General features: G+C 66.9%; 27 protein-coding genes and 1 pseudogene. 12 read left to right on the top strand and 16 right to left on the bottom strand.

The features are described 5' to 3' along the window. Window positions 1-7: 7 nt before the first annotated feature. Window positions 8-1261, bottom strand: coding sequence for an Hsp70 family protein (locus tag U858_RS0103205; protein ID WP_025135751.1), 1254 nt, complete (start codon window positions 1259-1261; stop codon window positions 8-10). Window positions 1262-1325: 64 nt separating this feature from the next. Beyond that, entirely contained in the window at window positions 1326-2285 is a 960-nt protein-coding gene (locus tag U858_RS0103200) for a GlxA family transcriptional regulator (protein ID WP_025135750.1), read from the bottom strand. Window positions 2286-2526: 241 nt separating this feature from the next. Between U858_RS0103200 and U858_RS0103195 the strand changes: the two genes are divergently transcribed. After that, window positions 2527-3753: an MFS transporter gene (locus tag U858_RS0103195; RefSeq protein ID WP_025135749.1), complete on the top strand. Its 1227-nt coding sequence runs from the start codon at window positions 2527-2529 to the stop codon at window positions 3751-3753. A 155-nt stretch (window positions 3754-3908) separates the two neighbouring features. Here the strand turns inward: U858_RS0103195 and U858_RS0103190 are convergent, their stop codons facing one another. From U858_RS0103190 to U858_RS0103160, 7 genes and pseudogenes are all read right to left on the bottom strand, one after another. Further along, window positions 3909-4241, bottom strand: coding sequence for a hypothetical protein (locus U858_RS0103190; protein WP_025135748.1), 333 nt, complete (start codon window positions 4239-4241; stop codon window positions 3909-3911). A gap of 299 nt (window positions 4242-4540) precedes the next feature. After that, window positions 4541-4756, bottom strand: a pseudogene (locus tag U858_RS0103185) (DUF3820 family protein); the annotation flags it as partial. Between the two features lie 6 nt (window positions 4757-4762). Continuing rightward, complete coding sequence (locus tag U858_RS0103180; protein WP_025135746.1) at window positions 4763-5314, bottom strand: cysteine hydrolase family protein; 552 nt, start codon at window positions 5312-5314, stop codon at window positions 4763-4765. A gap of 31 nt (window positions 5315-5345) precedes the next feature. Continuing rightward, the gene (locus U858_RS0103175) at window positions 5346-5921 is read right to left on the bottom strand and encodes a GNAT family N-acetyltransferase (protein ID WP_025135745.1); all 576 of its coding nucleotides are present in this window, start codon (window positions 5919-5921) and stop codon (window positions 5346-5348) included. A gap of 14 nt (window positions 5922-5935) precedes the next feature. Then, a complete protein-coding gene (locus tag U858_RS0103170) occupies window positions 5936-6583 on the bottom strand; it encodes a glutathione S-transferase family protein (protein WP_025135744.1) in 648 nt (215 codons plus the stop codon). Window positions 6584-6698: 115 nt separating this feature from the next. Beyond that, window positions 6699-7169, bottom strand: a complete 471-nt coding sequence (locus U858_RS0103165) for an OsmC family protein (protein WP_025135743.1) — start codon at window positions 7167-7169, stop codon at window positions 6699-6701. Window positions 7170-7338: 169 nt separating this feature from the next. Then, the gene (locus U858_RS0103160; protein ID WP_025135742.1) at window positions 7339-7734 is read right to left on the bottom strand and encodes a GFA family protein; all 396 of its coding nucleotides are present in this window, start codon (window positions 7732-7734) and stop codon (window positions 7339-7341) included. A 292-nt stretch (window positions 7735-8026) separates the two neighbouring features. On the opposite strand from U858_RS0103160, the gene U858_RS0103155 reads away from it, so the two are divergent. Then, complete coding sequence (locus U858_RS0103155; RefSeq protein ID WP_029953490.1) at window positions 8027-8452, top strand: copper resistance protein NlpE; 426 nt, start codon at window positions 8027-8029, stop codon at window positions 8450-8452. 130 nt (window positions 8453-8582) lie between these two features. Beyond that, window positions 8583-9326: an ABC transporter substrate-binding protein gene (locus U858_RS0103150; protein WP_025135740.1), complete on the top strand. Its 744-nt coding sequence runs from the start codon at window positions 8583-8585 to the stop codon at window positions 9324-9326. A gap of 29 nt (window positions 9327-9355) precedes the next feature. On the opposite strand, the gene U858_RS0103145 is transcribed toward U858_RS0103150, so the two are convergent. From U858_RS0103145 to U858_RS0103130, 4 genes are all read right to left on the bottom strand, one after another. Beyond that, window positions 9356-9688 carry a zinc ribbon domain-containing protein gene (locus tag U858_RS0103145; RefSeq protein WP_025135739.1) on the bottom strand — a complete coding sequence of 111 codons (333 nt, stop codon included), beginning with the start codon at window positions 9686-9688 and terminating at the stop codon, window positions 9356-9358. A gap of 23 nt (window positions 9689-9711) precedes the next feature. Further along, window positions 9712-10941: a formamidase gene (gene fmdA / locus U858_RS0103140; RefSeq protein WP_025135738.1), complete on the bottom strand. Its 1230-nt coding sequence runs from the start codon at window positions 10939-10941 to the stop codon at window positions 9712-9714. Between the two features lie 270 nt (window positions 10942-11211). Further along, entirely contained in the window at window positions 11212-12612 is a 1401-nt protein-coding gene (locus tag U858_RS0103135) for an MFS transporter (RefSeq protein ID WP_232786484.1), read from the bottom strand. 107 nt (window positions 12613-12719) lie between these two features. Further along, on the bottom strand, window positions 12720-13685 hold the full coding sequence (locus U858_RS0103130) for a nitrilase-related carbon-nitrogen hydrolase (RefSeq protein WP_025135736.1): 966 nt from the start codon (window positions 13683-13685) through the stop codon (window positions 12720-12722). A gap of 250 nt (window positions 13686-13935) precedes the next feature. Between U858_RS0103130 and U858_RS0103125 the strand changes: the two genes are divergently transcribed. Next, entirely contained in the window at window positions 13936-14361 is a 426-nt protein-coding gene (locus tag U858_RS0103125) for a hypothetical protein (protein ID WP_232786483.1), read from the top strand. A gap of 125 nt (window positions 14362-14486) precedes the next feature. Here U858_RS0103125 and U858_RS0103120 read toward each other — a convergent pair whose 3' ends face one another. Beyond that, window positions 14487-15968: an aminotransferase class V-fold PLP-dependent enzyme gene (locus U858_RS0103120; protein WP_025135734.1), complete on the bottom strand. Its 1482-nt coding sequence runs from the start codon at window positions 15966-15968 to the stop codon at window positions 14487-14489. A 114-nt stretch (window positions 15969-16082) separates the two neighbouring features. Between U858_RS0103120 and U858_RS0103115 the strand changes: the two genes are divergently transcribed. The 8 genes from U858_RS0103115 (at window position 16083) to U858_RS0103080 (ending at window position 24884) form a co-directional block, all read left to right on the top strand. Continuing rightward, window positions 16083-16580, top strand: coding sequence for an Lrp/AsnC family transcriptional regulator (locus tag U858_RS0103115; protein ID WP_115596920.1), 498 nt, complete (start codon window positions 16083-16085; stop codon window positions 16578-16580). A 133-nt stretch (window positions 16581-16713) separates the two neighbouring features. Next, window positions 16714-17226 carry a winged helix DNA-binding protein gene (locus tag U858_RS0103110; protein WP_025135732.1) on the top strand — a complete coding sequence of 171 codons (513 nt, stop codon included), beginning with the start codon at window positions 16714-16716 and terminating at the stop codon, window positions 17224-17226. A gap of 9 nt (window positions 17227-17235) precedes the next feature. After that, a complete protein-coding gene (locus U858_RS0103105; RefSeq protein ID WP_029953486.1) occupies window positions 17236-19089 on the top strand; it encodes a dipeptide ABC transporter ATP-binding protein in 1854 nt (617 codons plus the stop codon). 52 nt (window positions 19090-19141) lie between these two features. Beyond that, window positions 19142-20674 carry an ABC transporter substrate-binding protein gene (locus U858_RS0103100; protein WP_025135730.1) on the top strand — a complete coding sequence of 511 codons (1533 nt, stop codon included), beginning with the start codon at window positions 19142-19144 and terminating at the stop codon, window positions 20672-20674. 146 nt (window positions 20675-20820) lie between these two features. After that, a complete protein-coding gene (locus U858_RS0103095; protein WP_025135729.1) occupies window positions 20821-21744 on the top strand; it encodes an ABC transporter permease in 924 nt (307 codons plus the stop codon). Between the two features lie 5 nt (window positions 21745-21749). Then, window positions 21750-22616 (top strand): ABC transporter permease, encoded by an 867-nt coding sequence (locus U858_RS0103090; protein ID WP_025135728.1) that lies wholly within the window; start codon window positions 21750-21752, stop codon window positions 22614-22616. 82 nt (window positions 22617-22698) lie between these two features. Then, entirely contained in the window at window positions 22699-24438 is a 1740-nt protein-coding gene (locus U858_RS0103085; protein ID WP_025135727.1) for a peptidase M14, read from the top strand. An 8-nt stretch (window positions 24439-24446) separates the two neighbouring features. After that, a complete protein-coding gene (locus U858_RS0103080) occupies window positions 24447-24884 on the top strand; it encodes an acetyltransferase (protein ID WP_025135726.1) in 438 nt (145 codons plus the stop codon). Window positions 24885-24974: 90 nt separating this feature from the next. On the opposite strand, the gene U858_RS0103075 is transcribed toward U858_RS0103080, so the two are convergent. After that, window positions 24975-25160, bottom strand: coding sequence for an oxidoreductase-like domain-containing protein (locus U858_RS0103075; protein WP_029953485.1), 186 nt, complete (start codon window positions 25158-25160; stop codon window positions 24975-24977). A gap of 20 nt (window positions 25161-25180) precedes the next feature. After that, on the bottom strand, window positions 25181-25822 hold the full coding sequence (locus U858_RS33545) for a GNAT family N-acetyltransferase (RefSeq protein WP_025135724.1): 642 nt from the start codon (window positions 25820-25822) through the stop codon (window positions 25181-25183). Window positions 25823-25839 lie beyond the last annotated feature (17 nt).

Below are 25839 nucleotides of genomic sequence, written 5' to 3'. Positions count from 1 at the left end.
GCGGCGATCAGTCGAACTTGCGGCGGGCGTCCAGCGCCAGGCCGGCGCCGATGCTGCCGAACAGGTCGCCTTCGACGCTGCGCGCGCCTGGCACCAGGGCCGACACGCTTTCGCGCAGGCGCGGCACGCGGCTGGAACCGCCGGTGAAGAACACGGTGTCCACTTCCGTCGTGGCCACGCCCGCATCGCGCAGCAGCACGCCCACGGTCTGCTCGACCTTTTCGATCAGGCGCGCCACGCTGACATCGAACGACGGACGGGTGACGTCCACGCCCAGGTCGGGAGCGATGCGCGACAGGTCGATGCGCGCGGCCGGCGTTTCGGACAGCGCGATCTTGGCCTCTTCGACCTGCACCGCCACCCAGTGGCCGGCGCGCTGCTTGATCAGGTTGAGCAGCAGGTCGATCTTTTCGCGGTCGCCGGCTTCGGCGCGGATGTAGGCGAAATGCTCGGCGGCCTTGCGGGTGTAGGCCTGGTTGATGGTGTGCCAGCAGGCCAGGTTGCCGTACTGCGTGGACGGCACATCCTTACCGCTGCGCAGCTGGCTGCCCAGGCCCAACAGCGGCATGACGTGCGCCAGGCTCAGCTGCTTGTCGAAGTCGACCCCGCCGATGTGCACGCCACCGTACGCCAGGATGTCTTCGCGGCGGTCGGCCTTGCCGGCGCGGTCGGGCCCCAGGCGGATCAGTGAAAAGTCCGAGGTACCGCCGCCGATGTCGATGACCAGCACCAGTTCTTCGCGGTCGATCTGCGATTCGTAGTCGAATGCGGCAGCCAGCGGTTCGAACTGGAATTCGATGTCGGTGAAGCCGACGCTGCGCGCGATTTCACCCAGCGTGTCCTGCGCGGTCTGGTCGGCGGCCGTGTTGTCGTCCACGAAGAACACCGGCCGGCCCAGCACGGCGCGCGTGAATTCGCGCCCGGCGGCGGTTTCGGCGCGGCGCTTGAGCTCGGCGATGAACCGGGTGAGCAGCACGCGGAACGGAATCGAGCGGCCCTGCACTTCGGTCGAGCCGTCGATGAGCGAGCTGCCCAGCAGGCTTTTCATCGAGCGCATCAGGCGCCCGTCGTAGCCCGCCAGGTAGTCGGAGATGGCCGCGCGGCCGTAGCTGACCTCGGCATCTTCGTCGTGGAAGAAAATGGCCGAGGGCAACGTGGTCTTGCCGTCTTCAAGGGCGAGAAGCGCGCGCTGGTCGGGGCGGCTCCAGCCGACGGTGGAGTTCGAGGTGCCGAAGTCGACGCCGCATGCGGTGGAAATCATGGAAATTCGGGGGCTGAAAGCAAAACGGCGGACAAGTGTAGCCGCAACTGCCCGAAATGCCATTTCACCCCGGACTTCTGGCCGCCCGCCGCAGCGCCTGCGGCGGCTGGCCGTAGACCCGCAAGAACGCCCGCCGCATGCGTTCGGTGTCGGTGAAGCCCACCCGCCGCGCGATGCTCTCGATGCTGCTGTCCCCCGCCGCGATCAGGCCGCGCGCGGCTTCGGCCCGAATGCGTTCGACCGCCTTGGCCGGCGTTTCGCCGGTTTCGGCCTTGAAGCTGCGCAGGAACTGGCGTGGGCTGACGCAGGCCACTTCGGCCAGTTGATCCACCGACAGCGCCGTGCCCAGATGACCGCGGATATGTTCCAGCACCGCCCGCATGCGATCGCTTTCGGGCGCCAGGTCCTGCAACGCCGAGAACTGCGACTGTCCGCCCGAACGCCGGTGGTACACCACCATCTCGCGCGCCGTGGCCGCCGCCACCTCGGCCCCCAGATCGGCCTCGACCATCGCCAGCGCCAGGTCGATACCGGCCGTGATGCCGGCCGACGTCCAGGTATCGCCATCGCGCACGTGGATCTTGTCGGCGTCGACCCGGATGCCCGGATGGTTGCGCGCCAGCGCGGCCGCGCGGCGCCAATGGGTAGTGGCGCGCAGGCCGTCCAGCAAGCCGGCGCCCGCCAGCACGAAGGCGCCGGTGCACACGCTGGCCAGGCGCCGGCCCGCCTGCCGCTGGGCGTGCAGCGTGCGCCGCATGCCCGGCGTGACCGCGAATTCGCGCGCGCCCTCGCCGCCCGCCACGATCAGCGTGTCGGCCCGCACGCCGCGCCAGGGGCGGGTCTGGATCTCGATGCCGCTGGTGCTGCGCACCAGGCCGCCTTGTTCCGATACCGTCAGCACCGTATAGGCCGGCCCGCCCGCCGTGCGTGCCAAGGCGCCCGCGGTCTGGAACACGGTGGCAGGGCCGGACATGTCCAGCAGCTGGAAGTCGGGCACGAGCAGGAAAGCGACGACATGGGGCATAGCAAGCGCCTGTAGCGATTGAAAAGGCCTGGCATGGATTTCGGCCCGCATCGGTCTGCAGGGCGTGCATTCAGGCCAGAGGAACACAATGGCGGTTTTTGAGGGAATTATGTCATTTACGCCAAAGTCTGCCTCACTACAGTAAACGCAGTCAAACCCGAGCCTCGTGCCCCGGACTTCGTGCCCCGATCCCCCGCGCCGCCCCTGGCCGGGGTCCGCCTCTTTCCTGCCCGCCGCCCCTATGCGCCCGTCATCCCGCTCTACCCCCGGCCAACGCAACGCCCGCCTGCTGGCTGTCTGCCAGGGCCTGTTCATTGCCGCCATTTCCATCGACCTGACCCTGACGGCCCTGACCGGCCATATGCTGGCGCCCAACAAGGCGCTGTCCACCCTGCCCTTCGCGTTGATCACCGTGGCGGGCGCCGTCGTCACCTGGTTTGCCTCGCTGCTGATGCAGCGCATCGGCCGCCGCAACGGCTTCACGCTGGGCGCCCTGGCCGGGGCGGCGGGCGGCGGCATCTCGGTCTGGGCGGTGTTTCATTCGGACTTCTGGGCCTTCTGCGCCGGCACCGCGCTGGTCGGCGTGTTCCAGGCGTTTGCCCAGTACTACCGGCTGGCCGCCGCCGACGCGGTCGAACCGGCCGCCAAGACCCGCGCGATCTCGGTGGTGATGGCCGGCGGCGTCATCGCCGCCATTGCCGGCCCCGCGCTGGCCAATGGCAGCCGCGACCTGTTCGCCCCCGTCACCTTTGCCGGGGCCTACCTGATGGTGGCGCTGCTGGCGCTGCTGTCCGCCGCGCTGCTGTGGGCGTTCTACCGCGACATCGACGCGCCGGTCCACGCGGGCGACACCCAGGCCGGCCTGCCGGCGCGGCCGCTGCGCGAGGTCGCACGCCAGCCGATATTCGTGGCGGCGCTGGCGAACAATGTGGTGGGGTCCGTGTCGATGATGTTCATCATGACGGCCGCGCCGCTGGCCGCCGTGGCCTGCAGCCACACCATCAGCGATGGCGCGGGCATCATGCAATGGCACCTGGTGGGCATGTACGCGCCCGCCTTGTTCGCCGGTGCGCTGATCCAGCGCTTCGGCCTGGCCCGCATCCTGTGGGCGGGCATGCTGCTCAATGTGGCCAGTGCGTTGATTGCGATGGGGTCGCCGTCATTGCCGGCGTTCTACGCGGCCTTGTTCTGCCTGGGCGTAGGGTGGAATTTCATGTTCGTGGGCGGCACCACGCTGCTCGCGCAGTCGTACCGGCCAGCCGAACGCGCCCGCGCCCAGGGCGCGGCCGAGATGGCACGTTATGCGGCCACTGCCCTGGCAACCCTGGCCGCCGGGCCGGCGCTGGACACCTTCGGGTGGGAAGCGCTGAATGCGGCCATGCTGCCGGTGGTGCTGGCCGCGGGGCTGATGACTTGGTACTGGGCGCGCGGCGCAGCGCGCCAGGCCGCGATGGCCGGCCAGGCGTAGGCGGCCATCGTCGGTCCAGCCCAGGCAGCCGAATCAGGGTGGCCGCCTGAGTTTTCCTACGCGACTTGGGCCGAGGTTGTCCGCCGTTGCCGCAATTGCGGCTATTGCTGCCGTTGCCGCTATTGCCGCTATTGCTGCCGTTGCCGCTATTGCCGCTACTGCGGCTGACGCCGCTGCTCCAGCTGTTGCAGGCATTGCGCCACGCCGGCCTGCATCTGCGCATTGGACACGGCGGCGCGGTCCGAGACCTCGCGGCAGCGCACGTACTCCGCCTGGCTTTCGGCAGAATCGCGGATCACGACAGGGGCCGAATTCGGGTCGGGCGTGACGGTCATGCGCAGGGTGGACGGCGGCGACAGGCTGCCGTCCTTGGAGCGCTGACTGGGATATTGGTATTCCTGGGTGACCGGCGCCGCGCTCTGCGCGTGGGCCGCGCCTGCCACGCAGGCCAGAGCCAGCAAGACGGCGGACAGCGGAATTTTTTTCATGGCGACCTCTCATCAATGAATGCGCGCCAGCCGACCAGGATCAACTGCCCCGTCCGGTGACGCGCCGGTCTATGGTAGCCCCGCGCGCGCCACGTGAGCGTGCCAAGACGCTACGCCCGACGCGGGATTTGTTTCTTGCGGTTTCCCGGCGGCGGGCGGCTACGCCCGGCTCAGGGCTTGGCCGCCCGCTTGGGGGGCGCCGCCGCACCCGATGCGCTGGCGGCAGAGGACTTGGCGCCAGCCACTTTGGCGGCGGAGGGCTTGGCCGGCAGGTCCCCGGGCGGCTGGCCCGGCCAGGCGCGCGGCGCGGTCCGTAAAGGATCCAGTAAGGAAGACAGGCCGTTATGGTCCAGCTCAAGCATCAGCGCCAGCAAGCGGCCCAGCTCACCCTTCGGAAAGCCCTTGCGCGCAAACCACGCCAGGTAGGGCCCCGGCAGGTCGGCGATCAGGTGCCCCTGGTATTTGCCAAACGGCATGGTGCGCGTCACCAGCAACGACAACAGTTCAGGATCCATGGGATATCAGGCGGCGGCCGGGCCACCAAAGACGATGTCGGCGGCAGGGATGGCCGCGATCTTGACGCCAAAACTGGCAATGGACGACAGCGTGGCGTTGTGGTGCGCCCGGATCTGGGCGCCAGGCGCATGCGGCTTGTCTTGCGTGGTGTGGGCATCGGCCGCCAGCGTCACCGGAAAGCCCAGCGCCGCGGCGCGGCGCACGGTGGTGTCGACGCAGAATTCGCTGGCATAGCCGCACACCACCAACCGCGTGACACCCGCTACTGCCAGGACGTCGGCCAGATCGGTGCGCAGGAAGGAATCGGGCGTGGTCTTGCGCACCCGGATGTCGCCATCGGCCGGTTGCAGCCGCGCATCCAGCTGCCAGGCCGGCAGGCCGTAATCCATCGGGCTGCCGGGGGCCTCATGCTGCACGTAGATCACCGGCGCGCCGCAAGCGCGGGCGCGATCAGTCAGCGTATTGATGCGCGCCAGGACGGCGTCGGCGTCCGCGGGGGCGGGCGTGGTTTCGAACAGGGCGCGTTGCACATCGATCACAATCAGGGCGGACGTCATGCTTTCCTCGTAGGGTCCGTATTGAAAATTCCTAGCCGCATTCCGCGCCCACGATGGGGGGCGGCCAGATGCGGGCGTAGATCCAGAAATGGCGCGATTCGCCGCGCACTACGCGATAGTGGTGCAACAGCCCTTCGCGATGAAAGCGGCAGCGCTCCAGCACGCCGGCCGAGGCCGTGTTGGTATCCAGCACCGTGGCCTGCACGCGGGCCAGGCCCAGCGTCTGCAAGGCCCAGTCGGTGACAACCGAGCAGGCCTGCGTGGCAATGCCCTGGTGCCAATGCGCCGGCGCCAGATCGTAGGCGATTTCGGCGCGGCGGTTCGGCAAAGAAATCTCGTTCAAGCCGATGGTGCCGATCAGCCGGTTGTCGGCCCCGCCAATGGCCAGGCGCACGCTGTGCGTGGCGGCCGGGTCGGCATAGCCTCGAATCAGCCGGACCAAGGCGTCCGGGCCATCGAGCTGCCAACTGGTGTGGCGCGTAACGGCATCGTCATTCAGGTAGGCATACCAATCGACGGCGTCCGCGTCATGCAGCGGACGCAGGCGCAGGCCGGCAATGCCCAGGTCGGGGGCATGCTGCGGCCAGTCGGTGATGGGCAAAGACATGCAGGCAGCTTAAATCAAAAATCCAGCCGTCCCTTCAATTCCCCAAACGGCACCATGACATGTTCGCGGTAGGCCGGGCGCGCCTGCAGGCGTTCGTACCAGGCGCGCACATTGGGAAGCGGCGCGTGGTCGATGTCCAGTTCGTAGTAGCGGTACAGGGAGGTGGCTGCCGGGATGTCGGCCAGCGTCAGCGCGTCGCCATCCAGATAGGGCCGCGTGGCCAGCACCGCGTCCAGTTGCCGCAGGCAGGCATGGGTAGCCGCCACGCTGCGCGCAATGGCCGCCGTGTCGCGCGCGGCTTCGGGGGTACGGTAATAGCCCCAGAACACACCCGACAGGAACGCCGGCTGCAACGCCGTCTGCGCCCAATCCATCCAGCCGTCGGCCCGGACGCGCCGCGCCGGGTCCGCCGGCCAGAACGCGGCGGCGCCATGGCGCGCGGCCAGATAGCGCAGGATGGCATGGGATTCCCACACCACCGTATCGCCGTCGCGCAGCAGCGGCACCTTGCCGTGCGGGTTCAGGCTGCGGAACTGCGGCGTATCCAGCAGGCCGAATTGCCCGCCGGCCGGCACGTGTTCGTAGGCCAGGCCCAATTCGCCCGCCAGCCACAATACTTTCTGCACATTGAATGAACTGCGCCGGCCCCAGATGGTCAGCATATTGGCGTCCTTGAAATGAATGGGAAATGCAGGTCGGAAATTCGGATGAACAATGCGTGTCAGGTTCGGGTCGCCATGCACGGACCGGGTTCAAGCCACGACACGCGGGTCGGCTTCAGGCCACGACGATGCGCGGCTCGCAGTGCACCGGGAATTTCACGGAGTTCGCGATGTAGCAGAAGTGGTGCGCGCGGGCGTGCAGGGCTTCGGCCAGGCCGGCATCACCGCCCGCCTGGATGGTGACCTCGGGCCGCAGCGTCACCGATGCGAACGCGCCGCCGTGGTCGGGGTCTTCACGCATGACGCCTTGCGCGTCGTCGCGATAGGCGGTGACCACGATGCCTTCGACCGCGCACAGATGCAGATACCAGAGCTTGTGGCAGGCCGACAGCGACGCCACCAGCAGGTCTTCGGGATTCCAGCGCGCCGCGTCGCCGCGAAAGGCGGGATCGGCCGAGCCGGCGATGTCGGCCTTGCCGGGCGCCTGGATGACATGGTCGCGGGAATAGGCCGTATAACTGGCGGTGCCCTTGCCGGTGTTGCCGGTCCAGGTCACGTTGACGTCGTAATGGTGTTCGCCTTTCATGGCAGGAATTCCTGAGGGTGCAGCGCTGGTACGAAGATCGATAGCGTAGCGCAAGCGCACGATGCCAGTGAAGGTCACTGCGGGACAAATGGGGCGCACATTTGGGACGGTCACCTGGGACGGACACTTGGGACGCACATTTGGGACGCACATTACGGACCGGCATGCCTCACGCAGGCGGCGCATCCGGGTACGCCGCCACGTCGGGGCCATCGGCCAGCCACGGCACATCGTGCGACACGTGGATATGCGCGGCCGGCCGCGCACCCGGATCGTCGTCCAGCGTGGCCACCCGCAAGATGACCTGCGGCCGGTCGACCCAGTGCGCCATCAGGTGCGCGCCGCAAGCCGTGCAGAAGTGGCGGATCTTGCCGGGCGAGGACTCATATGCCCCCAGCGCGGCCTGCCCCCGCGTCCAGCGAAAGTCTTCGCGCGCCACGCGCGCGGTCGACGCGAACGCGGCCCCGTGCGACTTGCGGCACGTGGCGCAGTGGCAATGGAAGATCGGCCCCGACAGGCGGTCTGCTTCGTAGGCCACGGCGCCGCACAGGCAGCTTCCCTTCATGGCGAGTCTCCTTGTTGGCCGCGGCAGGCGGCCGGCTCGAGATACAAGCGTAGCGTGGGCGCACCGCGTGCAGCGCGCCGATACGGCCCTGCTGGGGGCAACCACGGCCAAGATCCGGCGCGCTCGCTTGCCGCCCTCGTCCCGTTTGACGCGCGGCCGGGCACTCGTCGATTCCGCAGTTCGCAACACCTTCCCGCATAGCGGGACTGCATCCGCATGACCTTTACAACCCGTTTCAGCAAGGACAAGCTTGCGTCCGTATCGTGGACGCTCTGCTACACAGGAGCTCGCCATGATGAAAACCACCCTGACCTGCACCCTGACAGTCGCCCTGCTTGCCGGCTGCGCCCCTTCAAAACCCATCACCGCCCGGTCCGTGCCCGTGGACAACCATACGGCCCGCAACGCGCTGGACTGGCCCGGCAGCTACGAAGGCACCCTGCCCTGCGCCGATTGCCCCGGCATCCAGACCCGTCTGACGCTCATGAAAGACGGCCGCTACGAGCGCACCACCCAGTACCTGGACCGCCAGCCGCAGCCCGAAGCGGTCGCCGGCACCTTCAGTTGGGAGTCCGACGGCAGCACCATCCGGCTGGACGCCTCCGGCGACAGCCAACGCTATTTCGTCGCCGAAAACCAGGTGACCCTGCTGTATCGCGACGGCACCCGCCCCACCGGCCCGCTGGCGCCGCACTACGTGCTGCGGCGCGCCCAGTAGTCCACGGCACCGCCGACGGCGTCGCGCAAGCCACCGTCTTCCGGCTATTCTTCCAGGCTGAACACGCCCCGCCGCCCGGCCCGTGCCGGGCGGCGCGCACAGAACGGTGCGCACCCAAGGAAGGAACGCCATGAAAACCGATCACGAATTGCTCGACGCCTTCGCCCCGACGGGGACGCTGCGCGCCTCCATCAATCTGGGCAACCCCATCCTGGCCAACACGCATCCGGGCACCGGTGCCCCTGGCGGCGTGTCGGTGGACCTGGCCACGGAACTGGCGCGCCGGCTGGACGTGAAACTTGAGCTGGTGGTGTTCAAGTCGGCCGGCGAATCGGTCAACGCGGTGGCCGCCGAACAAGCCGACGTGGGCTTTTTCGCGATCGACCCGCTGCGCGGCGAACAGATCGCCTTCACCGCCCCCTACGTGGTCATCGAAGGCGCCTACCTGGTGCGCCAGGATTCCTCCATCACCCGCCAGGAAGAAGTGGACTGCACCGGCCAGCGCGTCGTGGTCGGCAAAGGCAGCGCCTACGACCTGTACCTGACCCGCGAGCTCAAGCACGCCGAGATCTTCCGAGCGCCCACCTCGCCTGCCGTGGTCGACACCTTCATCCAGGAAAACCTGGAAGTCGCGGCTGGCGTGAAGCAGCAGCTGGAAGCCGACGCCAAGCGCCTGGGCGGCCTGCGCCTGCTGGATGGCCATTTCATGCTGATCCGCCAGGCCATGGGCGTGCCCAAGAGCCGTGGCGCCAAGGCCAGCGCCTACCTGTCGGCGTTTGTCGAAGCCATGAAGAAAACGGGCTTCGTCGCCGACGCCCTGGCGCGTCACAACATCCAGGGCGCGGCGGTGGCGCCGCTGGAAAACCAGGGGTAGCCCTCCGGCAGGCGCGGCCTTCCTGGGGGTCAGTGGCTGATCATCCAGGGCCGCGAGCCGGCAAAGGATTTCGCCCCGTCGGCCGTGGTGCGCGTCTTGCCGCTTTTGCGCCCGCCCGAGCAGCAGCCGCAGTTCATGCCGTGGCCCGAACGCGTGCTGCGCGGCTCGTTGGCGCTGCGCTCGTTGGCGGCATGGGCGCGGTTCACCGCGGACGACAACGCCGAGATCGCCGGCGCCCCGCCGACGATGCGGCCAGACAGAGCACCGCAATCGGGGCAGGCGGCGGGATCGCGCCACTGCGCCAACGGCCGCAGCGCCGCGAAGTCGCCGCAATCCGCGCAGGAATAGTCATACATGGGCATGGCAGGCTCCTTGTGCGCCAGGGTCAACGATCGCGCGACAAGGGCATGTCGATGCCGCCCTTGATGTGCCTGACCGGCCCGGATGCCGACGGCTGGATGTCGAAATCGAAGATTTCGGTGGGCAGCCACAGCGTGGCGCACGAATTGGGAATATCCACCACCCCGCTGATATGCCCCTGCACCGGCGCGCAACCCAGAAGCGAATAGGCCTGCGCCCCCGAATAGCCGAACTTCTTCAGGTATTCGATGGCGTTCAGGCAGGCCTGCCGGTACGCCACGTTGACGTCCAGGTAGTGCTGCTTGCCGCCTTCGTCCACCGAGATGCCTTCGAAGATCAGGTAGTCCTTGTAGGCCGGCGTGATCGGGCTGGGCTTGAAGATGGGGTTCTTGATGGCGTACTTTTCCATGCCACCCTTGATGAGCGTGACGCGCATGTGCACCCAGCCCGCCATTTCGATGGCGCCGCAAAAGGTGATTTCGCCGTCGCCCTGCGAAAAGTGCAGGTCGCCCACCGACAGGCCGCCGCCCTTGACGTATACCGGGAAGAACACCCGCGCGCCGCGTGACAGGTCCTTGATGTCGCAGTTGCCGCCGTGTTCGCGCGGCGGCACGGTGCGCGCGCCTTCGCCCGCCGCCCGGTCGCGGTCGGCCCCTTGCAGGGCACCCATGTGCGCCGTCTTGGGCGCGGGCGGGTTGGCCAGCGGCGGCACGCGGTTGGGGTTGGTGTCGATCAGCGCTTGCTCACGCTGGTTCCAGGTGTCCAGCAGCTTCTGGTCGGGCAGGCAGCCGATCAGGCCGGGATGGATCAGCCCGGCGAAATTCACGCCCGGGATGTGCCGCGACGACGTGAACATGCCGTGAAAGTCCCAGATGGATTTCTGCGCATGCGGAAAATGGTCGGTCAGGAAGCCGCCGCCGTTGGTGCGGCTGAAAAATCCATTGAAGCCCCACAGGCTGTCGGGCTTGGCGCCGATGTCCAGCAAGTCCACCACCAGCAGGTCGCCGGGTTCGGCGCCCTCTACGCCCACCGGGCCCGACAGGAAGTGCACGGTTGACAGATCCACGTCGCGCACGTCGTCGGCGCTGTCGTCGTTCTTGATCGCGCCGCCGGTCCAGTCGTAGGTTTCCAGGATGAAATCATCACCGGGCTTGACCCACACCGCCATCGGAATGTCCGGATGCCAGCGGTTGTGGATCTGCTTGTTTTCGTAGGGGGATTGGGCCAGGTCGACCCGGATGAGCGTATCGGTCATTCTCTTTCATCTCCAACGTAGTGTTTTGGCAAAACAAAAGTGTTGATAAAACAGAACTTCAATCGCGGACGGGCGGCGCGGCTTGAATTGGCCGCTTGAACTGGCCGCTTGAATGAGCCGGTCGAACTGGCCGTTTGAATTGGCCACTTGGACCCGTTTGTGCAAGCCCGCGATTCGTCTTGCACGGTAGGCCAGTTTCGGGCGTCCGTAAACTGGGTTTATACGCAGTGCCCCGTCCCGCTCCATCGCCCCGCCCCATCGCCCCTGCCCTCAACCCTGCGAGATATCCTTGTCGCGGGTCTCCGGCAGCAATGCCCACAACACCACGCCGGAAAGCGCCGCCACCCCGCACAGATAGGCGGCCGGCAGGGTCGGGTTGCCCGAATACTGGATCAGTGCGGCAGCGATGAACGGCGCCGGGCCGGCCAGCACTGCCACGGCGACGTTCTGCCCGATGGCGGCCCCGGTGGACCGGATCGAGGCCGGGTACATCTCGACCAGCAACACGACGTCCATCACGCCGGCCATGGCAACCGGCACCGCCAAGAGGCACAGCGCCGCCAGTACCGCCGCGGGATGGCCGGTATTCATGAGCAGGAAGATCGGATACCCCAGCACCGTCAAGCTGACTGCCGAGGCCAACACGACGGGACGCCGGCCGAAGCGGTCGCTGAACCGGCCGATGGCCGTGTGCAGCAGCGTGTAGAACACCAATGCGGCACTGCACAGCCATAGCGCGGTGGATTTGGGCAGGCCCACGGTCTGCGTCAGGTGCGTATTGGCGTAGGTGATGAAGTAGTACAACGACACCCCGAACAACGCCGCGTAGGCGAACGTGACGACGAAGGCGCGCCATTTCTCTGCGGCGGGAACGGCCTGGATTTGATTGTTTTCACGGCGCTTCTGCACGGCCTCGTAGACCGGCGTGTCGCCCAGCCGGCGGCGGATGTAAAGCGCCACGACGGTCATAAGGATGGACGCCACGAACGGCACGCGCCAGCCCCAGCTGGCGGCGTCCTGCTCGGACAGCACCGACGAAATGATCGCCGCCACGAAAGTGCCCCCCAGAAAGGCGGCGGCGGCCGTCTTGGTGAGCAATGCGGCCGCCTTGCCACGGCCGCCATGCGGCGCGCTTTCCACGATGTAGATGCAGGCAGCCGACCATTCGCCGCCCACCATCATGCCCTGCACGAAACGCAGCAGGATCAGCAGCACGGGAGCAGCCATGCCCAGGGTGTCGTAGCCGGGCAACAGGCCGATCAGCGTGGTGGCCACCCCCATGCCGAATACGGTGATCATCAGCACCGCGCGCCGACCCAGGCGGTCGCCCAATGGGCCCAGCACCACCGCCCCCAGCGGCCGCGACAGAAAGCCCACGGCGAACACGGCCAGCGAAGACAGCAGGGAAATGCCGGGCGCCGACGATGGAAAGAACGTGCGTCCGATCAGCACGACGAAATAGCCATAGATGGCAAAGTCGAACCATTCCATGAAGTTGCCGATGCCGACGGCGATAGCGCGCCGCCGCAGATCGGAAGCGTTAAGGGGAGCGGCCGCTTGTGGCTGGCGTTCAGGCATGTTGTTCCAGGAAAAGGCGAAGGTTGAGTGCGACAGATAGGCGGGGCAGACGGGTGCAGCAGACAGGTACGGCAGCCCTGACGCAGCGGCCATACCGTGCGGGCGCCACGTGGGGCGTGCAGGCTGGGCCAGGGCAGCATCAAGCTGGGCGACACCATCAGGTGCAGCACCATTGGGGCTACACCACTAGGGCAGCACTGCTAGGACGGCACCGAATCGGCGGGCGGTTCCGCGGGCGCGTCGCGTGTGGTCTTGACGGGCGGTTTGGCGCGTTCGTCGACATGCAGGCTGAAGATATCGGGCCGGCTGTAGTGGCCGGCCACGTCGAACACGAACTTGCCGCGCACGATTTCATCGGGGTCGAGGTCGGCCGACAGAATGCATTCCTGGTCGTAGACCGGGCCGGCCAGCACGTCGCCGCCGGGGCTGACGATGACGCTGCCGCCCCGCATCAGGACCGTGTCTGGCGCGTTGCCCTGCACGGCGTCGTAGTCGTTGGGGAAGGCGTCGCGGGTCAGGTATTGGCAGGCGGACAGGACGAAGCAGCGGCCTTCCAGCGCGACATGACGCGCGGTGGACGTCCAGTATTCGCGGTCGTCGGCGGTGGGCATGCAGTAGATCTGCACGCCTTTGGCGTACATGGCCATGCGCATCAGGGGCATGTAGTTTTCCCAGCAGATCACCGCCCCCAGCTTGCCCAGAGGCGTGTCGAAGACGGGCAAGGTCGCGCCGTCGCCAAAGCCCCACACCAGACGTTCCATGAAGGTCGGCATGACCTTGCGATGCTTGCCGAGCAGTTCGCCTTGCGGCGAGAAGAACAGGACCGTGCAGTACAGCGTGCCGCCGTCGCGTTCGATGACGCCGATGACCAGGTGCACCTGGTGCCGGGCCGCCACGTCAGCCAGGGTGGCGGTGTGCGGGCCGGGAACGGCGATGGCGCCATCAAGGTAGCGCTGGAAGTCGCGATAGCCCTGGGCGCTACGGCCGCCGACCGAGGCGCCGAACGTGGCGCCCTTGGGGTAGCCGCCGACGAAGGCTTCGGGAAACACGACCAGACGGGCGCCGGTGGCGGCGGCGTCGGCGGTCAGGCGGGCCACTTTGGCGAGCGTGGCGGGGGTGTCGAACGGCACGGAGCCGGCCTGGACGATGGCAGCGCGGAAGGTCATAGCAAGGGCCTCGGGGAAACGGATCAGCCGATTCTGTCCAAGGCGGGCGCACGCCGATATACGGGGTTCTACGTCAGGGTCAACCGCAGTTTTTTTCTCAAGCCATTGATTTGCGGGAAGATTTGAAAAATCTGCATCCAGGCATTGCAGAATGGGTCGCCAGCAGGCATTGCTTATCGGACGTATCCGAGCCGGCAGTTATGATGCCGCCATCGCATTCGCGGCCCGGCCGCCACACAAGCCCACGTTCATGCCCTTGCCCAGTCCCTTGCGCCCCCTGCCCCGCCCGTCCCACGCCGCCTCTTCGCTGGCCTCTTTCCTGGTCTCATCCCTGGCCGCGTTGCTGTTCACCGTGGCACTGCCCGTGTCGGCGCAGACCGACGCGCAATGCGTGGCGCAATTCGACGCCAGCGTCACCCGCTACAACGAGGCCGTCACGGTACAGACCAAGCGCGAAGTGACCAACCTGCACCAGTTGAACTCGCTGCTGTGCCAGGGCCGCCTGGACTTGCTGGACATGGAATTCGCGCTGGTGGACGACTACGAGCAATGCGCGCGCAACGGCGGCGCGTTTCCGGACAAGACCGTGCAGCGCATGACGACGCTGCCGGACAACCTGGCCGCCAAGAAGACCGCCTGGATCGACACCTGCGGCCCCTACATGAAGCAGCCGTGACGACAGGCGCGTGCTCCCAGGAGGGATGACGCCGTGCGGCAGCCCCCCACCCAAATGCCCCCCCAAACGAAAACGTCGGCCGCATTCACGGCCGACGTTCAGGGCAACCCCGGCAAGCGCGCCGCTCAGCCGACGGCTTCTGCCTCGGCCACGCGCGGAAAGAAGATCGCCCGGCTGGGATCGAAGTCGTAGTCGGCTTCGAAGTCGGTGGCGTCGCCCGCCAGCGCCAGCACCGAATCCAGGATGAAGTCGGCCTTGGCATCGGCCAGCAGCACACTGAAATTCAGGCGGATGAAGCCGGGCTTTTCGATTTCACGCCCCGCCAGAATGGCCTGGCGCATCTGCGCGGATTCGGCTGCATCAATGTCCAGCAGCTGATGCACGTACGGCCCGGCGCAGGCGCAGCCGCCGCGGGCCTGGATGCCGAAACGGTCGCTCAGCATGCGGGTCACCAGTTGCTGGTGCACGAAGCCGCCGCGGCCGTTGCGTACGCGAAAGGAAAAGATCGGCAGGCGCGGCGCGGTCAGCGACCCCAGCAATTCCAGCTGGGGCGCGCCCTGCCAGCGGGCCAGCGCGCGCTGCACCAGGTCGGCGTTGCGGCGCTGCATGAAGTCGGCGCCCAGCGCATCCTTCACCAGCAGCACCAGCGCGGCGCGGATGTCGCCCACCACATTGGGCGTGCCGGCTTCTTCGCGGGCTTCGAGGCTGGCGCTGTAGTCGTGGCCGGCGGGCGAGACGAACTTGACGGTGCCGCCGCCCGGGAACGTGGGCGTATCCGGCACCACGGCGTCGCGGCGCACGATCAGGATGCCGGACGCGCCCGGACCGCCGATGAATTTGTGCGGCGAGAACACGATGGCGTCGATCAGGGCATCGGTCGCGGGCGACATGCGGATGTCCAGGTAAGGGGCGCCGCCGGCATAGTCCCAGACCATTTTCGCGCCCGTCTGCTTGACGCGGCGGGTGACCGCGGCGACGTCGGCCACGATGCCGGTCACGTTGGACGCGGCGGACAGCGCGCAGACGACCAGCGTGCCGGCCGGGGTTTGCAGGGCAGCGTCCAGCTCGGCCAGGTCGGGGCCACCCAGCGGGCTTTCAGCGACCGAGACCAGCTCGGCGCCGGATTCGCGCCACGGCAGGATATTGGAGTGGTGCTCGTAGGGGCCGATGACGACGCGGACCTTGCGGCCGGCCGCCACCGCGGCGGACACGCCCAGCAGATGCACCAGGCGGTTGATGCCCAGGGTGGCGCCCGAGCCCGAGAAGATCACGGCGTGTTCGTCACCGGCGCCGCAACAGCGGCCGACCACGGCGCGGGCTTCGCGGCGCAGGCGCGTGATGAAGCCGCCGCAGTACGAGGCCTCGGTGTGCGAGTTGGCGTAGTAAGGCAGCACGTGCTCGAGCACGAAGCGTTCGACCTGCATGAGCGCGCGGCCCGACGCGACGTAGTCGGCATAGACCAGCGGCTTGGCGCCGTAGGGGCCGTCGATGACGGCGTCCTTGCCGATCAGCCCGTCAGCGAGGGCGGCGGCGATGTCGGGGCAGGCAAGGGATTCTTGAAACTGGCGCAACGGCCCTGTGATGGCCGGGGTCGCTTGGGTAGACATGATGATGAGACGAGGACAGGGATTTATCTCGGAATATCATACGGTGGAAATAAATTTGAAACCTCACCTAAATTTTGACGAAAATCACCAAAAACCGTTCATCTGATCGAAACCATGGAAAAAATAGACAAATTTGATCTAAGTATCATCGCCTGCCTGCAACGCGAGGGTTCGCTGTCGCAGCGCGAGCTGGCCGATCGGGTCGGTTTGTCGCAAAACGCCTGCTGGCGCCGGCTGCAGCGCCTGAATGCCAGCGGCATCATTCGCGGCACCCGCGCCCAGGTCAACCTGGTCGCGCTGGGGCTGGACCTGACCGTGTTCGTGATGATCCGCACCAGCCACCACGCCAAGGACTGGGCCGACGGCTTTCGGCGCCACGTCGAACGCCTGCCCGAGGTGACCGAGTTCTACCGCATCGGCGGCGACTGGGATTACCTGATCAAGGTCACCTGCCGCGGCATCGCGGGCTACGACCGCTTCTATCAGAAGCTGATCACCGATTTCGAGCTGTCGACGGTGACGGGTTTCTTCAGCATGGAAGCCATCATCGAGAACCGCCCGCCCGACCTGACGCAACTGGCGGGCACGGTCGAAGACGGCACGCCCGGCTAGCGGCCACGATAACTGCCGGTCATGAAGCCCCGGGGCGGCATATATCCACGGGTTATCCCCGATGCCCGCATATCGACAAATCGTCAATAATTCGCCAACGTTTTGTTGTCGATCCGTCCCCAACTAGCCGCCCATGTCTGTTTCCGTCCGGGACGCCATTGTTTCCTCCTCCCATCTCGCCTCGTCCGCCCCGGAGCTGTCCGAGGTGGAGTTCGGCCTGATCATCGCGTCGCATGCGTTCAACCGCTGGATGGTGCGCTGCATGGCCTGTGCCGGGCTGCCGGAACTGACCTCGCTGGACATCCTGGTGCTGAACCACGTGTTCCACCGTGGCCGCGGCAAGAAGCTGGCCGACATCTGCTTCACGCTCAATGTCGAAGACACCCACCTGGTGAACTATTCGCTCAAGAAGCTCGAGCGTCTGGGCGTGGTGCAAAGCGCCAAGACCGGCAAGGAAGTGGTCTACACCACCACCGATGCCGGTGCCGCCGCGATCCAGCGCTACGCCGAAGTGCGCGAGCAATGCCTGGTCAAGCCGTTCATCGATTCGCCCGCCGCGGACGACGCCAGCCGCCAGCTGGCCAATACCCTGCGCGCCCTGTCGGGCCTGTACGACCAGGCTGCCCGCGCCGCCACCTCGCTGTGAGAATTTACGTTGTCTAGCACTCTTGCCTCTTCAAGCCAGCCGCTTCTGTCCGTGCGCGGCGTGTCGGTCGATTTCAACACCGCGAACGGCGTGTTCCGCGCCGTCGAGGACCTGGACTTCGACGTGCGGCCGGGCAAGACGCTGGCCATCGTCGGCGAGTCCGGCTCGGGCAAGTCGGTCACGTCCATGGCCATCATGCGGCTGACGGACTACAACAACGGCCGCATCACCACCGGCAAGATCCTGTTCCAGAACAGCGCCGGCCAGGAAGTCGACCTGACCGCCGCATCGGACGAGCAGATGCGCGCGATCCGCGGCAACGACATCGCGATGATCTTCCAGGAACCGATGACCTCGCTGAACCCGGTGTTCACGATCGGCGACCAGATCATCGAAGCGATCATGCTGCACCAGCAGCTGTCGCGTTCGGCCGCGCGCAAGTCGGCGCGCGCCCTGCTGGAAAAAGTACGCCTGCCCGATGCCGAGCAGCTGCTGGACCGCTACCCGCACCAGTTGTCGGGCGGCATGCGCCAGCGCGTGATGATCGCCATGGCGCTGTCGTGCCAGCCGCGGCTGCTGATCGCCGACGAACCGACCACCGCGCTGGACGTCACCATCCAGGCGCAGATCCTGAACACCGTGCGCGAACTGCAACGCGACCTGGGTACGGCCGTCATCTTCATCACGCACGACATGGGCGTGGTGGCCGAGATGGCCGACGACGTGGTGGTGATGCTGCGCGGCAAGAAGGTCGAACAAGGCACCGTGGAAGAGATCTTCCGCGCGCCCAAGCACCCCTACACCCGCGCGCTGCTGGCCGCAGTGCCGCGCCTGGGCAGCCTGACCGGCCGCGACCTGCCGCTGCGCACGCCGCAGACCGTGCTGGAAGGCGACACGCTGCGCGAAGTGGGCGAGACCCGCGAGCAGGACACCGCCCGCTACGACGAGCCGGTGCTGCGCGTGGAAAAACTGACCACCCGCTTCGATGTCGGCCACAACCTGTTTGGCCGCGTCACGCACCGTGTGCACGCGGTGGAAGAAGTGAGATTTGACGTCTACCCTGGCGAAACGCTGGCGCTGGTGGGCGAATCGGGCAGCGGCAAGTCCACCATCGGCAAGACGCTGCAGCAACTGGTGGCGCCTACCTCGGGCGCGGTGCGCTACAACGGCCAGGACATCTTTTCGATGGACAGCGCCGGCCGCCAGCGCCTGCGCCAGGAAATCCAGTACATCTTCCAGGATCCGTACGCCTCGCTGGACCCGCGCAAGACGGTGGCGTTCAGCATCGCCGAACCGATCCGCACCCACGGCCTGCTGACGGGCGACGACGCCATCGCGCGCCGCGTGGGCGAACTGCTCGAGCAAGTGGGCCTGAAGCCCGAACACGCCCGCCGCTATCCGCATGAATTCTCGGGCGGCCAGCGCCAGCGCGTGTGCATCGCGCGCGCCCTGGCCAGCAACCCCAAGCTGATCATCGCCGACGAGTCGGTGTCGGCGCTGGACGTATCGATCCAGGCGCAGATCCTGAACCTGCTGATGGACCTGCAGAAAGACCGTGGTCTGTCGTACCTGTTCATCACCCACGACATGGCGGTGGTGGAAAAGGTCAGCCACCGCGTGGCGGTGCTGTACCTGGGCCAGATCGTCGAGCTGGGCACGCGCCGCCAGATCTTCGAATCGCCGCAGCATGCCTACACCCGCAAGCTGCTGGCCGCCGTGCCCGTGGCCGAACCGGGCCGCCACATCGATACCTCGTTGATCGAGGGCGAGATCCCCAGCCCGGTGCGGCGCGTGGGCGACGAACCCGCGATCATTCCCCTGGTTGAATTCGCGCCCGGCCACCGTGTGGCCCGCGCCGCTTGACCTTCCCCTTTTTCACGTCGGCCCGCCCGATTTCCCGTCCCTGGAGTTGAACATGCTCTCCCTACGCAAAACCTTCACCGCCACCGCCCTGGCCCTGGCGCTGGGCGGCGCGCTGCCCGCGGTCCTGTCGACCGCCGAAGCCGCCGGCACGCTCAACGTGGCCATCAACCAGGACCCGGGCAGCTGGGACCCGATCGACACCTTCGTGACGTTCTGGGGTTCGGTTGGCAGCAACCTGTACGACGGCCTGACGATGCGCGGCGCCGACCTGAAGCTGCAACCGGGCCTGGCCACCAAGTGGGAATACCTGGACGACAACAAGCGCCTGCGCTTTACCCTGCGCCAGGGCGTGAAGTTCCACAACGGCGAACCCTTCAACGCCGAAGCCGTGAAGTTCACCTTTGAACGCCTGCTGGGCGCCGAAGGCGCCAAGGGCCCGCAAAAGTCCAACTACGACTCGATCGGCGAGATCAAGGTGGTGGACGAATACACCGTCGACTTCATCCTGAAGCAGCCGGACCCGGTACTGCTGACCAAGCTGGCCGGCTACGGCGCCATGATCGTGCCGCCCAGGTACATCCAGGAAAAGGGCGAAGACAACTTCAACACCCACCCTGTCGGCACGGGCCCGTTCAAGTTCGAAAGCTACCAGCCCAAGGTCAACGTGACCCTGGCGCGCAACGACGACTACTGGGGCGGCAAGCCCAAGCTGGACAAGGTGGTGTACCGCTTCATCGGTGAACCGGGCACCCAGGTGGCCGAGCTGCAAGCCGGCCGCATCGACGTCGCCACGCTGATCCCGCTGGGCCTGATCGAGACCGTGAAGAAGTCGGGCAACGCCGACGTCATTTCCACCGGCGGCCCCGTGGCCTTCGCGCTGCGCTACAACACCAAGACCGGCATCACGCAGAACCGCGACGTGCGCCGCGCGCTGATCATGGCCGTGGACCGCGACGCCATCGTCAAGCAGTTGCTGCTGGGCCAGGCCAAGACCATCGCCAGCTTCCAGGGCCCGCAGTCGTTCGGCTACAACCCCGACCAGAAGCCCCTGCCGTTCAACCCCGCCGAAGCCAAGAAGCTGCTGGCCGGCGCCGGCATCAAGGCGGGCGCCACCGTGCAGATCGACGTGCGCGGCAGCGATTCGAACTTCCGCGAAGTGGCCCAGGCGGTGTCGGGCTACCTGCAGGCGGTGGGCGTGCGCGCCACCATCAAGCCGTACGAAACCGGCGTGCTGCTCAACGACATCATCCCCGGCGGCAAGACCGGCGAGATGTGGCAGAACCAATGGGGCGGCTGGACGTACGACTACGACAACACGGCCTACCTGATGTATCACTCGGGCCAGAAGTGGAACCCGTACGACAACGACGCCAAGCTGAACGCCATGCTGGAAGCCCAGCGCACCGTCTATGACGTGAAGAAGCGCGAAGCCATGCTGCAGGAAATCGCCGGCTACGTGGCCGACCAGGCGCTGGAACTGCCGCTGTACAGCCTGAACACGATCGTGGGCGTGAACAAGCGCGTGAAGAACCTGGAAGTCCCGGGCGACATCCGCTTCCGCTTCGTCGACACCACTGTTGAGTAAGCCCCCCCCCGAAGCGCTGCGCGCTTCCCCCTCAAGGGGGCATGCCTGCGGACCGGCAAAGCCGGCTCCGCGGCATCCCGCTAGCGTATTTGCCTTGATGCATTAACACCACTGACCCGCCCGGGTGAAAACCGGGGCGGCGCCTCATGACCGGATTTCTGATTAAACGCGTGTTGCAGGCGGTCTTCGTGATCGTGGCCGTGACGCTGCTTGTTTCCTACGCCGTACGCCTGACCGGTGACCCCGCGCTGATGCTCAGCCAGGGCTCGGGCAGCGTGACCGAGCAGGACCTGGCCAACATCCGCCAGGCGCTGGGCCTGAACCGGCCGTTCCACGTGCAATACCTGAGCTACATGCAAGGCCTGCTCCACGGCGACTTCGGCCGCAGCTTCATGGGCGGCACGCCGGTCGCCAAGCTGATCGGCGACGCCCTGCCCGCCACGCTGATGCTGGCCTTCACGTCGTTGATCGCGTCGATCCTGATTTCGCTGCCGCTGGGCATCCAGGCCGCCATCAAGCGTGGCAAGGCCACCGACCAGACGATCCGCATCCTGTCGCTGGTGGGCCTGTCGTTTCCGAATTTCTGGCTGGCGCTGATGCTGGTGCTGCTGCTGTCGATCACCTTCCCGCTGCTGCCGCCCTCGGGCTGGAGCGGTCCCGCCAGCCTGGTGCTGCCGTCGCTGACGATGGCCATCATCCTGTCGGCCACCAATATCCGGCTGGTGCGCACCACCATGCTGGAAACGCTGTCCGCGCAGTACATCATGGTGGCGCGCAGCAAGGGCCTGAAGGAACGCGTGGTGCTGTACAAGCACGCGCTGCGCAACTGTGCGATTCCGCTCATCACCTACCTGGGCCTGCAGTTCGGCGGCCTGATCGGCGGCATCGTCGTCATCGAGATGGTGTTCAACTGGCCCGGCCTGGGCACGCTGGCGTTCGACGCCATTTCCGGCCGTGACTACCCGGTGCTGCAAGGCACGGTCACCGTGCTGGCCGCCGTCATCGTCCTGGTCAACCTGATCGTCGACATCGCCTACGGCATCGTCGATCCCCGAATCCGCACGCGCTGAGCCTTATGCAGACCACCACTCCCACCGCCGCGCCCGCGGCCCCCAAGCCGCGCAGCCGCTACCGTTCGCTGGAATTCGTGCTGGGCGCCGTGCTCACCGGCCTCATGGTCCTTCTGGTGCTGACCTCGGGCTGGCTGTTTCCCGACGGCGGCGAAGCCATGGACCTGGCCGCCCGCCTGACCGCGCCGTTCACCACCGCGGCCCACCCCTTCGGCACCGACCCGCTGGGCCGCGACGTGCTGGCTCGCGTGATCGTGGGCGGCAAGATCTCGCTGATGGTCGGTTTCATTTCGGTGCTGGGCGGCGCGCTGCTGGGCATCGTCATGGGCCTGATCGCCGGCTACTACCGCGGCTTCTGGGACATGATCGTGATGCGCTTTGCCGACGTGCAGCTGGCGCTGCCGTTCATCCTGGTGGCGATCACCTTCATCGCCATCCTGGGCGGCGGGCTGTTCAACGTCATTTTCTTCATGATCATTTCGCAATGGGTGCAGTATGCGCGCCTGGTGCGAGCACAGGTGCTGGCGCTGCGTGAACGCGAGTTCGTGCTGGCCGCGCGCGCCTTCGGGGTGCGCGACCTGGCCATGATCCGCCATCACATCGTGCCCAACCTGCTGGGCCCGCTGGTGATCCTGATGACGCTGAACGTCGCCAACAACATCCTGCTGGAAAGCAGCCTGACCTTCCTGGGCCTGGGCGTGGATCCGATGATTCCGAGCTGGGGCGGTATGCTGGCCGATGGCCGCACCTACATGCAGACGGCCTGGTGGGTCAGCGTGTTTCCGGGGCTGGCGATCATGCTGACGGTGCTGGGCCTGAACCTGCTAGGCGACTGGCTGCGCGACCGCCTCGACCCCACTGGAAAAGTGTGAGCCTCCACGCCGCACCCGCTGCGCGGGCTTGCTGCCCCCGAGGGGGCGGGGCGCCAATGAGAGCACTTGAGGACTTCTGACGATGGTTTTGCTGGAAAAGACATTCGACCGCACGCTTGACGCGTGGATCCATGCCTACAAGGCGCCGGCCTGGCGTGGGGCGGCGGTCGAGGGGTGGCTGTTCGAGGGCGTCGACGCTCGGCGCGAGGCAGAGGCCCGGCTGGCGCAGGCGGGCGTCACCGCGCGTTTTCGCAGCGCCTACAAGCCGCTTGTGCATTACTTCCTGGAAGAAGTCGAGCGCGACGGGCTGGTGTCCGTCGACCTGCGCTACCCGCTGCACGAACACGCCCAGGCCAAGCGCTTCACGCTGGAAGCGTATCCGCTGGTGGCCCTGCTGCCCGGCGTGCGCGTCGCGATGCGCGCGGGCGCAGCCGACCTGCATTACGACGTCACCCTGGCCTATGCCGACGGCCGCCGCGTAGAGACGCGCGTATTCGCCCCCAACCAGCTTGGCCAGGCCCAGGACGGCACGCCCGAACTGTCGCCCACCGGCTGGCTGCGCGTGCGTGACGCCGACGGCGCCGTGCAGACCGACGGCCCGCAGGCCACCGAATACCAGCAAGCCTTCCGCAGCATCGTCGATACCGTGCGCCAGCATGCCTGGGGCGCGCATGAACCGTACTTCGACCGCCTGGAAATCCGCGTCGACCTGCCGGGCATGGACTTCGCCCTGCCGGTGGACGAAGAAATCGTCAGCACCTTCGAGGCCCTGCACGAAGACCTGTATTTCTCGTTGCTGGAACACTTCCAGCAGCATTCCGGCCGCCCGTCCGGCGACCGCGGCCTGCAGCCCGGCCAGATCATCCCCGACGTCCGCCGCCACGATGGCGCGGCGCGCGTGATGATGACGCTGGAGCCCTTTGCGCCGCCCGCGCCGGTAACGCCCGCACCGCTCGCCACGCCGCTGGCCCAGCAACGCGAACCGCTGCCCGCCGCGCAGATTGCCGGCTGTGTGGCCGCGCTGGCCGGCGACGAATTCCAGGCCGTGTCGCGCCAGGGCCGTCCGGTGCTGGGTACCTACCTGCGTGGCCCAGGGCCTGCGGTGTTCATTTCGGGCGCGCAGCACGCCAACGAAACGTCCGGCGTGGTCGGCGCGCTGCGTGCGGCCGAAGCGCTCAAGGCCCGCGGCGATGCCCACTTCGCGCTGATCGCCTCGGAAAACCCCGACGGCTATGCGCTGTTCAACCGCCTGCGCGAACAGCATCCGCGCCACATGCTGCATGCCTCGCGCTACAGCGCGCTGGGCGACGACATCGCCTATCGCGAACACGCACCGTTCTTCGAGCGCGACGGCCGCCACCAGGCGCACGCCATCAGCGGCGCGCAACTGCACATCAACCTGCACGGCTACCCGGCGCACGAGTGGACCCGTCCCCTGTCCGGCTACCTGCCGCGGCATTTCGAGCTGTGGACGGTGCCCAAGGGCTTTTTCCTGGTGCTGCGCCACCACCCCGGCTGGAGCGAACGCGCCCGCCGCCTGATCGAAGGCGTGACGGCGCGCCTGGCCCGCAACGTGCCGGGCCTGGTGGAATTCAACGCCCGCCAACTTGAACTATTCCACGCCCACGCACTCGAAACGGGATTCGATGTGCTGAACGGCATCCCCGTACAGGTCACGGAGACCGACCGGGAAGAACTGCCGATGGCGCTGATTTCCGAGTTTCCGGATGAAACCGTGTACGGGGACCGTTTCGTTTTCGCGCATACTGTGCAAATGGAAACCGTCTTGGCGGCCACTGACATCTACCGATCGGGCTTGTAGCGCTTGACATGAACATCCGAGAACGCAACCACGGCGACGATCTCGCCCTGGTGGACATCTGGCTTCGTTCGGTGCGGGCCACGCATACGTTCCTGACCGAAAAGGAAATCCAGGCCATGTACCCGCAGGTGCTCAACACCTACCTGCCGTCGGTACGCGTCTGGGTCTGTGAAGACGATACCGGCGAAGTCGCCGGCTTCATGGGCCTGAACGGCAACAAGGTCGAAATGCTGTTCGTCGACGCCAACAAGCGCGGCAAAGGGGCGGGCCGCCGCCTGCTGAACTTCGCGCTGTCGCTGCACGGCAGCCTGCAGGTGGACGTCAACGAACAGAACCCTCAGGCCCACGGCTTCTACAAGCACTATGGCTTTCAGGACGTGGGCCGATCGGAAACCGACGCGGCCGGCCGGCCGCGGCCGATCATCCACATGAAGCTGGCGGGCTGAACGGCCCAGTGGCTACGCTTGCGTAGCCACCCCAGCGTGGTAGTCCCCTCTGCCCCTCTGCCCGGCTTTGCCTTGCCCGGCTTTACCTTGCTAGCCTTGGCCGTGGCGCGCGCGCCAGGCCTTGAGCGCGTCGCGGTAGGCGTCCATCGCTTCGTTATAGGTGTCGTACACGCAGGGAATGCAGCCGCTGTTGCAGCATTCTTCCGGTGCGGGCGCTTCGGGGGGAACCGGCGGGGGATCGTCGTCGATTGCAGGCGGGATATCGCGGGTAGTCATGGCGGGTTTCAAAACGGCATTCATGACGCCATGTTAGCGCCGCCGGCCCGATGCGCGGACGCTTCGCCCGTCGCGGGCTTTTCCGCGGGTTCCGGCAAAGATCCCGCCCGGGGCGCCGACCCGTCACAGGACGCCAACGCCCGCCATTGCTCGCGCCGGATTTCATAGCGCAGCTTGCGGGCGTCGCCTTCGCCGGTGGTTTCGATCCAGCGCAGCCCGCACTTTTCCATGACGCGCAGCGAGGCCGGGTTGGTCACGACCGCCACGGCGCTCAGCACCTGCACGGGCAGGCGCTCGAAGCCCAATGCCAGCAGCGCCCGCGTGATTTCCGACGCATAGCCGCGGCCCCAACAGGCCGCCTGGAAGGCGTAGGCGATTTCGACCCGTTCCACTTTGCCCGACACCGCCAGCTTGAGCCCGGCGCGGCCCGCCAGCGCGCCGGATTCGCGTTCCGTCAGCACGTACATGCCATAGCCCTGCTCGGCCCAATGCAGCAGATTGTGTTGCACATAGCGCCGGCTGGACGCGGCATCGCGAGTGCCGCCCATGGAGGCCATCAGGGCGGCGTCCGCGTGCATGGCGGTGATGAACGACAGATGCGTCTGCGACATGCGCTCGGCGCGCAAGCGGGCGGTGACGAACGAGTCGGGCAGCAGTGTCACGGCGTAAGCCCCATCCT

The sequence above is a fragment of the Achromobacter sp. DH1f genome (genome assembly GCF_000633435.1).
Taxonomy (GTDB): Bacteria; Pseudomonadota; Gammaproteobacteria; order Burkholderiales; family Burkholderiaceae_B; genus Achromobacter; species Achromobacter deleyi.
This window is presented reverse-complemented; position numbering and strand designations above follow the sequence as displayed.